This window comes from Chimaeribacter arupi, assembly GCF_002858805.1.
In the GTDB taxonomy this organism is placed as follows: domain Bacteria; phylum Pseudomonadota; class Gammaproteobacteria; order Enterobacterales; family Enterobacteriaceae; genus Chimaeribacter; species Chimaeribacter arupi.
In genome coordinates this window covers 64428-72862 of record NZ_PJZI01000029.1, presented here as the reverse complement: position 1 = coordinate 72862, position 8435 = coordinate 64428, and the positions used below count along the sequence as shown (strand labels likewise).

Here is an 8435-nt window from a genome sequence, read left to right as displayed (position 1 = left end):
TTTTCGGGCCGCCGCTAATGACAGTCCCTGTCATGGGCGTCTTTCGCGGGCGTCCTGCCCGCTCACCCGGCCCTGCGTCCTCGTCGGCAATAATTTTAATGCCCCCACCACCTCTGCAAAACCGCCAGTATGTAAGGAAATAGGTGATGTTGACGTGCATGGGCGGGAAGGCAGCATTGAGGTGCTTGGGTTCAGCCATGGACTCAGCATCCCTGCTGACAGCAGCACCGGCAGGATTACCGGAACCCGTAACCACTCCCCCATGAGTCTTGAAAAAGAGTTCGATGCCTCAAGCCCGTACCTGTACAAAGCGGTAGCCACCGGCCAGACGTTGAAATCAGCTGAAATCCGTTGGTACCGGATTAACGACGCCGGGCAGGAAGAGGTCTATTTCATTATGTTCCTGGAGGGGGTGAAGGTTGTTTCAATCCACCCAGGGATGCCAAGCGTTAAGCTTGCGGGAGCGTCGGCTATTAATCATCAGGAATCCATTTCTCTGATGTACGAGCGTATTACCTGGAAATATGTAGACGGTAACGTTCAATATACGGACGATTGGAACCAACGGTAAATAAGAAGCCGGGGATAATCTCCCCGGCATTTTTTTATATTTCACGACCCAATTATATACATTTCAATTTAGAAAAAAATTTACAAACAAAAACACAAGCGCAAATACTAAAAATAGCATCCATTACTATAATAAACGCCACCCAGTATTTATTAGGTTCTGGATTAAAACCCGTAAACTCAACCGCTAATAACAGCATATTAAAGACAGAAATAAACAACAATACCTTTACCAGCCTAACAATAAATCCTTTTAAAAATCCTGATAAATGTTGTATTATTTTTCTTTCACGATTACTCCTTATGGAAAGAATTTGTATAAACAAAGAATAAATAGCAATAGCGAGAGTAAGATTTATACCCATAATAGTATAACTATAGGCATAGTACATCCTCTCCCCTTCTGGGGCGTCCAGTATAAAACAAGCAATCTTATTCGCAATGAAATCCATAAAAAAATCACTTGTCAATCGCTCAGCTTTACATTCACTTAAAGCAAAAAATATTACAATAAAGAAAATCCATTTCAGCACGTTACGGGCAAGTGGTGCCATTTACTATCACCTCAATTATTCCGTAATGCCTTAAGGAAGTCCCCGGTATTGCTTCTTTTTTTGTCGCGAATAAAGCATTCCTTATTGCGTTAAAATCTGAATAATGTGGCAGGGTGATGCACCCTTCTGAAATTCTACCCGGATGTAACCTGAACCCATCTCTTGCGATATTATCTATTATGGTTTTGTCATCAATCACTCCATCAATTCGATATAATGCGAACCACTCTGCATGATTAACGTAGTAACGGAATGCTGTGTTAAAGGTATCTATTGCCCAAGCACGAATTACGTTTTTTATACTTCCTTGCGGCCTGTCAACTATATAATATTTACCAGGGGGAAGCGGGCCAAATTTTGGAATCCTAAAACAACCACCGTGATTACGATAAGCGTCTTTACCTGAGAACGCCATAAACGTCCCCACCCCGTAGAGGGTGAAGGGTGAGAAGTCAGCATCATTGATAATAAACTTTCCTTGTAGCGCCATTGAAATTACCTTATATGAAGCAAAGTAAAACAATGTTATTCCTGATAATTCCAAGGCGCCATTTCATTATACCAGTGCGTTGATCATGATCAATTGCGCATTAACTTTTCGGAAAAGTGAAATAACCGTGGCGTTGTGCTCTTTTATCACCCCTTAAACATATTTGAGAGTTTATTGACGGCATAGGGTGAAAACAGTGTCATGCCCATCACGAAGAACTGGTTAATTTCATCGATGCGTTTTACGTCTTCCGGTAAGTAGAATACGGCGAACAGCATGTAATACCCGGTGCCGAGGTACATGGCTGCCAGAATAATACCGCCGATCAGGGCAATTAACCGGCTGGAGCTGGCGACCATCACCGGTTTACCCGACGCCGCCGTGACCATCGCCTGGCCTTCCCCCGCAGGCTCACCGGGCGCGGCAGGTGCCGCCGGGGTGCCTTCCAGCTCACTGATCGCTTCACTCATCTTCCAGTTACTGTCTGCCAGGCTCCGCCGGATAACCTTCAGCGTCACCACCAAAAACAGGGTCACAAAGCCAATAATCAGCCAGAAAACCACATCTTTAATCACCAGAAAATCGGTTACATCTTTTTCCATAGTGCCTCCCCACTGCCTCCCCGCCCGCAGGAGAAACAGCCCTTACCCCAATACCCGGCACACCGCCGGAGACTCACCGCTTCGCTTCTCACTCACGGTTAAGCAAAAACTAGCAGCCGACAAACGGGATACAAGCCAGACTCCCCTCATTTTTTTAGCCGCGCTAATATAAAAATCCTCAACGAGGACCGTGAGAAAAAATGGGGAAATGTAAGAGGTCACTGATTAATGATCCGCCTGATGAAAACATAAATAGCATTGCCGAATAGAGATGCCGACCGATTCAAATTCACCATGCGAACAAAAATCCCCCACCGACCATTTCCTTACATACCCAAGGATTTGCAAGCTGGTGGGGGCATTAAATTATTGCCGACGAGGACGCAGGGCCGGGTGAGCATATAAAACACACAGATACCCTCCACCTATTCCTTCCTTACATACCCAAAGATTTGCAGTCTGGTGGGGGCGTAAAAATCATTGCCGAGTGGAGGCGGAGGGCCGGGCGAGCACACAAGGATGTGTGCGAGAGCCGCAGTCACGCCGGGAGCGTGTCTGCGGCGGCCCGAAAAGCCCGGAGGCGGAGTGAGGGCACCCGCGAGAGCGGGCAATGATTCAGCCAGGGCACCGAAAGCGCGGGGATGCAAGGGGCGGGCGCTTACACGCCCCTTGCGCGGTGGCGGCAGCGGGATCGCAGAAAGAATGCGGAAGTATGCCAACGCAACCTTCGCCGATCTAAGAAAAACAGCCGACGCAACAAACCTCGATCCTAATCGGATCTCTCAGGCATCCGCCTGATCCCCTCAGGCATCATTGCCTGCCCCCCTCTCCCATCCACCCCCCATCCCCTGCCACAAATCAATCTGTGCCAGCAGCAGGTTGGTTTTAAGCTGGAGAACCGTCAGCTGGGTGCTGTAGAGCGCCCGCTGCGCGTCCAGCTCCTCCAGATAGGAAGCGTACCCGTTGGTATAGCGGTTGTGCGCAATCCGCAGCGCCTCGCCCAGCGCCTGTTGCTGCTGTTCAGCTTCGGTGAGTTGCTCACCCAGCCGGGTGATGGCGTCGATGCTGTTGTTCACCTGCACGAAGGCGTTACGCACCACGTACTCATACTGGTACAACGCCTGGTTGCGCGCCGCCATTGAGATATCCACCTGCGCATTCAGCGCCTCGCGGTTAATCAGCGGGGCCAGTACGCTGCCGCCCAGTGACCAGAGGCGGAACGGGCTGGAGAGCACCTCCTCCAGCGTGCGCTCCTGCAATGTGCCGCTTGCGGTGAGGTTAAGCGACGGCAACAGGTTGGCGCGTGAGGCGGCAAGCGTGGCATCCGCGGCCACCAGCAACCGCTCGGCCTGCACGATGTCCGGCCGGCGGTTAAGCAGTGTGGACGGCAACCGCGCCGGCAACGGCGGCACGGTGAGCTGGTCAAGCGACGGGCCGCGCACCACCGGGCCGGGGTTGGCACCCAGCAGCAGCGCCAGCGCGTTCTCCTGCTCGGTTATCTGGTGCTGCAACTGCGGGATCTGCGCACGCGTCGCCCGGTACTCCGACTCCGCCTGCACCCACTCCAGCCGCGAGCTGTAGCCGGTTTCATACTGCCGTTTCGCCAGCGTCAGGGAGTTCTCACGCGAGGTGAGCGTCGCCTCCGTCAGCGCCAGTTGCGCATCCAGCCCGCGCAGGGTCAGGTAGCCGGAGGCCACTGACGCGGCCACCTGCAACATTGCTGCATCCGCCGCCGCCCGCTGCGCCGCCAGGCCGGCGCGCGCGGCCTCGGTGGCACTGCGCTGCCCGCCCCATAAGTCCACGTCATAATTGAATTGCAGCGTGCCCTGATACACCGTGCTGCGCGCCTGCTGGCCGGTCACTGAGGAGAGCGTGCGCTGGCGCACCGCGTTTGCGCCGATGTCCACCGTCGGCAACTGGTCACCGATCGCTGCCCGCACCCGCGCCTGATACTCATCCACACGGGAACGCGCCTGCAAAATATCGGTGTTGTTGCGCAACGCCTGATCCACCAGCCGGTTAAGTTGCGGGTCGCCAAATCCCTGCCACCAGTCATGCCCGCTGGCCGACGACGGCGCCAGCGGCGCGCGCCACTGCGGCGGGATCACAAGCGATGGCGTGGCCGGGTCGACATGGCTGCTGCCACAGGCCGCCAGCAACAGCGCCAGCGGCAACAGCGTCAGTGGTTTCCTCATGGCGCACGCTCCTGCGGCGGCACCGGCTGGGCCGGCTGGTCAGTATGGATGTTCACCACCACCGACATCCCCGGCCGCAGCCGGGCGCGCGCTGCCGCGTCCGCATTGATGTGGATACGCACCGGCAACCGCTGGGCGATCTTCACAAAGTTCCCGGTGGCGTTGTCCGCCACGATGGTGCTGAACTCAGAGCCGGTCGCCGGGGAAATTTTCTCCACCACGCCGTGGTAGACCGCGCCATCCAGTGCGTCCACGCTGAAGGTCACCGGCAGGCCGACGCGCACCTGCGCCATCTGCGTCTCTTTCATGTTCGCCACCACCCAGAGCTGCTGCGGCACCAGCGCCGTCAGGTGCGTCCCGGCGGCCACATAGGCCCCCTGCCGCACGCTCACCTGCCCGAGCTGGCCGTCACGCGGGGCCAGAATGCGGGTGTTGGCCAGGTCGATCTCTGCCAGCTCCACCGCCGCCTTCGCGTTCTCCACATCCGCTTCCAGCGAGGCACGGTTGACAACCACGGTGCGGACATCCTGCTTCGCCATCTCCAGCGCGGCTTTGGTCTGCGCCACATCCGCCTGCGCCTGGGCAGCGGCGGCCCGGCTCGCATCACGTTCACGTACTGACAGCGACCCGTCAGACACCAGATCCTCGACCCGTTTCAGGTCAAGCCGGGCTTTCAGCGCCTGCGCCCCGGCGTTCTGCACCGCCGCCTCACTGCGGGCAATCGCTGCCTCAGCACTGGCGCGCTGCTGGCGGTTGTTCGCCAGCGCCGCCTGTTTCATCGCGTACTGCGCCTGCGCCTGATGCAGCCGCTGCTTATAGATGCGGTCATCAATCGTCATCAGCAGGTCGCCCTTGCGTACCTGATCGTAATCATTCACCCGCACCGAAGTGATGTAGCCGTTAACCTGCGGGCTGATGACCGTGACCTGGCCGCGCACATAGGCGTTCTCCGTGGACTGCCGGGTCGGTGAAAACGGCGGCAACTGCCACGCATAGAGCACCACCAGCACGCCGGCCAAGGCAATCAGCAGCGGCACCGCGATGGTGGCAACACGTTTGGCCCGGCTTTTTTTCGGTGCTGGGGCAATAACATCCTGACTCATGAACCCTCCGTTGAACCGGCGGGTTTTGCCGCCGGCGTTGATGCAGACAATGTTGCTTCAGACAAGGCCGCTTGCCGCCGCGCCTGACGGGCGCGCCACTGCTTGCGGGCAAAACGGCTTAACAGCCAGATCAGCGTGCCCGCCGCAATCGAGGCGGTGAGCAGGTAAACGTCGTTATAGGCCAGGGTGTTGGCTTCACGGGTCGCGGCGGCCTGCAACATCACCACCCCTTGTGCGCCGCGCAGGGTGGCGTCGCCCAGGGTGGCGCTCAGCCCGGCGCTGTAAGCGTTGATGCGCTCCATCACCAGCGGGTCAAGGTTGCTGAGGTTATCGGCGATGATGCTGGAGTGGTATTTTTCGCGCCAGATCTGGAAGGTGCCGAGCAGTGCCGAGCCTATCAGCCCGCCCAGGTTCTGGCTCATGCCGAACACCGCCACAAAGCTCACCAGGTTGCGCGGCTCCGCCACCACGCTGCCGATAATCGACAACATCGCCGGGGCAACGAACAGCGCCCCGGCAAAGCCCATCATGAACTGGCTGACCACCATCTGCGGCGCGCGCGTCAGGGTATTGGACTGGGAATCGAGCAGCGCGGAGATGATCATCAGCACCAGCGCCACCACCAGCGGCCACTCCAGTTGCGTGGGTTTGATGGTCAGCGCGCTCACCGTGATCCCGGCGATGACGCCCAGCAGCACCGCCAGTGACAGCGCCGTCATCTGGTCGTTTTGCAGGCCGAGGTATTGCAAAAACCCGATCGGCCCGACGTTCTGCTCCGACAGCACGATGCGCATCAGCACCATGGTCAGCCCCAGGCGCAGCACACTGCCGCTGCTGAGCCAGCGCACATTCAGCAACGGGTTTTTACGCCGGTGCTCCACCAGCACCGCCGCGACAATCAGCGCAATGGCCCCTGCCAGCGCCCAGCCCAGCCAGGGGGTGCTGGTCCACCAGTCATAGCGGCCGAGCGAGATCACCGCGCACAGCAGCCCCATGCCCGGCGCCATCAGGAAAAACGTCACAAAGTCCATCTTTTCAAAGGCGTTATAGCGATCGCCCGGCGGCAGTTTCAGCATCAGCACGCAGCCAAAGCAGAGCAGCGCCAGCCCCAGCTCAAACAGGTAGAGGCCGCGCCACTCGTTCAGCTCCAGCAGCCCGGCGGAGAAGAGCCGCGCCAGCGGGATCGCCAGTTGCGACGCGCTGATGCCGATCGCCAGCGCTTTCAGCCGGTGTTTGGCCGGGAAGGCCTGGATCATGTAGTAGATGCCGAGCGAACTCAGTGCCGCCGCCACCGCGCCGTGTGCCGCCCGGACCGCGATGGCGGAACCGAGATCGTTGACGAACAGGTGGAAAAAGGTCACCAGCGCGTAGAGCAGCAGAAACGCCTCGGTGAACAGCCGCAGGCCGAACTGCATACGGAACTTCACCAGCAGCAGGTTGATGGAGATGTTGGTCATCACATACACCGCCGGCAGCCAGGCGACCTCGTTGCTGAACGCGCCGAACACCCCCTGGAGGTTGGTGAGGTTGGCGGTGACCAGTGCGTTGCCGAGGCTGCCGGTTATCGCCACCAGGATCCCGACAAACCCGAACGCCAGCCGTTTCGGCCAGGGGTGCAACGGGGTGGACGGCGAGCCGGGCATCATCGGGCGCTCATGCGGCGCCCACTCACGCACAATGTAGGGTTTCATCGGCTCTGTTCGGCCGCCTGCCGCAGGGTTTCCAGCACCCGCATCGTGACCGCCAGGTCTTCCCCTTCAAGCGAAGCCAGCAGGGTTTCACGCAGCGCATCCGCCTCGCCTTTCACCTGGCGGTACATCGCCTGCCCGGCGTCAGTGACCACCAGCAGCCGTTTGCGGCGGTCTTCCGGCGTCATGACCCGTTCCACCAGCCCCTGGCGCACCAGCTTATCAATCATGCTGACCACGGTGGCACCTTCCAGCCCCAGTGCGGCGGCCAGCTCACTCTGGGTCAGCGGGGCGTCGGCCCCGGCAATGGTCGAGACCGTGACCCAACTGGCCTGGTTCAGCCCCTGCGCCTTTAACCGGCGATCGATCGCCAGCCGCCAGGCACGGGCCGTGAAGTGCAGCAAACGGGAAAACTGGGTGGGGTCAGGCAGGAATGTTAACGCATCAGACATAAAGATAGGCATCACATAGTTAGATATCTAACTAAAAATATCATGAGAAATTCATAACGCAACTATCGATAAGTTAATTTTTATATTTACGGAGTGAATAGATTAATGCGGGACAGGAAACGGGCGCCCCGGCCGGGACGCCCGCAGAACGTTACTCGTCGAGCGCCGGCTTAAACGCCTCGCTCACCTTGTGGCTGCGGCTGTAGTTGGCCAGCCGGCGGGTATCTTCATGGCTGTAATCCGGGTCGATATAGATGTGCATCCGGCTTATCAGGTCACCGTCAAACTCGAACACGGTACAGAACAGGTTGAACTCCTCGTCCCCCACCGGGAAACGGTCACCGTTCTGCATCACGCCTTTGACACCGCCCTCGATCACCATCACATCGCCCTGACAGATATAGCGGAAGTTGTCGATGTCATGTTTAAAGCGCTCGACCTGCCTGACCAGGCGTTTGCCCAGGTTGCCCAGCTCGGTTTTGCCGCGGCTGCTGCCATATTTCGGAAAGAACAACGCGACGTCATCGCTGAACAGATCCAGTAATGTGGCGTCCTGCGCATCAAGTTTCGAGTAGTAGGTCTTGATTACTTCGAACCGCGCATGTTGGCGCTCAGTTTCTGTCATAAATCCCCCTCTGCTGAACAGTGTTGCCACCCGTCCTGCGCTGAATCGTTATGGTATAGACCGCTAAGTGTTACCGGCCGCGGCCCAGGCTCATTAAGATTACTCTTAAAACTCAGAAAACATCCCGTGATCGCGCACCTTTTCACCGGCGGGGTA

General features: G+C 57.7%; 9 protein-coding genes. 1 reads left to right on the top strand and 8 read right to left on the bottom strand.

Annotation, left to right across the window (positions count from 1 at the left end):
* Positions 1-139 precede the first annotated feature (139 nt).
* A complete protein-coding gene (locus CYR52_RS16390; protein WP_101828961.1) occupies positions 140-571 on the top strand; it encodes an Hcp family type VI secretion system effector in 432 nt (143 codons plus the stop codon).
* Positions 572-623: 52 nt separating this feature from the next.
* Here CYR52_RS16390 and CYR52_RS16385 read toward each other — a convergent pair whose 3' ends face one another.
* From CYR52_RS16385 to CYR52_RS16350, 8 genes are all read right to left on the bottom strand, one after another.
* Positions 624-1124, bottom strand: a complete 501-nt coding sequence (locus CYR52_RS16385; RefSeq protein WP_101828960.1) for a hypothetical protein — start codon at positions 1122-1124, stop codon at positions 624-626.
* Positions 1105-1614, bottom strand: a complete 510-nt coding sequence (locus tag CYR52_RS16380; RefSeq protein ID WP_101828959.1) for a DUF2778 domain-containing protein — start codon at positions 1612-1614, stop codon at positions 1105-1107. Before CYR52_RS16380 ends, CYR52_RS16385 begins: the two co-directional genes overlap by 20 nt.
* A gap of 146 nt (positions 1615-1760) precedes the next feature.
* Positions 1761-2216: a hypothetical protein gene (locus CYR52_RS16375; RefSeq protein ID WP_072929667.1), complete on the bottom strand. Its 456-nt coding sequence runs from the start codon at positions 2214-2216 to the stop codon at positions 1761-1763.
* An 803-nt stretch (positions 2217-3019) separates the two neighbouring features.
* The gene (locus CYR52_RS16370) at positions 3020-4411 is read right to left on the bottom strand and encodes an efflux transporter outer membrane subunit (RefSeq protein WP_101828958.1); all 1392 of its coding nucleotides are present in this window, start codon (positions 4409-4411) and stop codon (positions 3020-3022) included.
* A complete protein-coding gene (locus CYR52_RS16365) occupies positions 4408-5514 on the bottom strand; it encodes an HlyD family secretion protein (protein WP_072933282.1) in 1107 nt (368 codons plus the stop codon). Before CYR52_RS16365 ends, CYR52_RS16370 begins: the two co-directional genes overlap by 4 nt.
* Complete coding sequence (locus CYR52_RS16360; RefSeq protein ID WP_072933280.1) at positions 5511-7205, bottom strand: MFS transporter; 1695 nt, start codon at positions 7203-7205, stop codon at positions 5511-5513. Before CYR52_RS16360 ends, CYR52_RS16365 begins: the two co-directional genes overlap by 4 nt.
* The gene (locus CYR52_RS16355) at positions 7202-7654 is read right to left on the bottom strand and encodes a MarR family winged helix-turn-helix transcriptional regulator (protein ID WP_072933286.1); all 453 of its coding nucleotides are present in this window, start codon (positions 7652-7654) and stop codon (positions 7202-7204) included. The genes CYR52_RS16360 and CYR52_RS16355 overlap by 4 nt, the downstream gene beginning before the upstream one ends.
* A 151-nt stretch (positions 7655-7805) precedes the next feature.
* Positions 7806-8279: a nuclear transport factor 2 family protein gene (locus CYR52_RS16350; RefSeq protein ID WP_072933278.1), complete on the bottom strand. Its 474-nt coding sequence runs from the start codon at positions 8277-8279 to the stop codon at positions 7806-7808.
* Between the last annotated feature and the right edge of the window lie 156 nt (positions 8280-8435).

What these genes read in the sequence shown, in the direction of transcription:
- CYR52_RS16385 (WP_101828960.1), bottom strand. Translation starts at nt 1,124, where the DNA reads ATGGCACCACTTGCCCGTAACGTGCTGAAATGGATTTTCTTTATTGTA.
- CYR52_RS16380 (WP_101828959.1), bottom strand. Translation starts at nt 1,614, where the DNA reads ATGGCGCTACAAGGAAAGTTTATTATCAATGATGCTGACTTCTCACCC.
- CYR52_RS16375 (WP_072929667.1), bottom strand. Translation starts at nt 2,216, where the DNA reads ATGGAAAAAGATGTAACCGATTTTCTGGTGATTAAAGATGTGGTTTTC.
- CYR52_RS16370 (WP_101828958.1), bottom strand. Translation starts at nt 4,411, where the DNA reads ATGAGGAAACCACTGACGCTGTTGCCGCTGGCGCTGTTGCTGGCGGCC.
- CYR52_RS16365 (WP_072933282.1), bottom strand. Translation starts at nt 5,514, where the DNA reads ATGAGTCAGGATGTTATTGCCCCAGCACCGAAAAAAAGCCGGGCCAAA.
- CYR52_RS16360 (WP_072933280.1), bottom strand. Translation starts at nt 7,205, where the DNA reads ATGAAACCCTACATTGTGCGTGAGTGGGCGCCGCATGAGCGCCCGATG.
- CYR52_RS16355 (WP_072933286.1), bottom strand. Translation starts at nt 7,654, where the DNA reads ATGTCTGATGCGTTAACATTCCTGCCTGACCCCACCCAGTTTTCCCGT.
- CYR52_RS16350 (WP_072933278.1), bottom strand. Translation starts at nt 8,279, where the DNA reads ATGACAGAAACTGAGCGCCAACATGCGCGGTTCGAAGTAATCAAGACC.